A 263-nucleotide genomic window follows, 5' to 3' on the forward strand; every position below is an offset into this window, starting at 1 on the left:
AATGTCCAAGTTCATGTAATGCTGTAGCATAAAAATAACCACTTGAATCAAATTGAGATTGTTTTGGTAAAAAAAGAGTATCACTATCACCACCCCGATAGAAAGCATGATTTCTATCATCAATATCAATTTTTGCGCCTGATGCGGTTAAAAGTGCTTTTGCTCGTGCATGTCTTACCTCTTCCGATAAAATAGGACGTGGTTCCAATGGAGGTAATCCATCAATTTGTTCACCATTAAAAACTTTTGCTAAAAAAATACGG

The 263-nt window shown here is 35.4% G+C and carries 1 protein-coding gene; it reads right to left on the reverse strand.

What is annotated here, in order from left to right:
• Positions 1 to 263 (reverse strand): zincin-like metallopeptidase domain-containing protein (locus ACFIKY_RS09220; protein WP_375661756.1); only part of this gene is annotated, 263 nt, incomplete at both ends.

The organism is Bartonella sp. CR127HXZ (assembly GCF_042194555.1).
Taxonomy (GTDB): Bacteria; Pseudomonadota; Alphaproteobacteria; order Rhizobiales; family Rhizobiaceae; genus Bartonella; species Bartonella grahamii.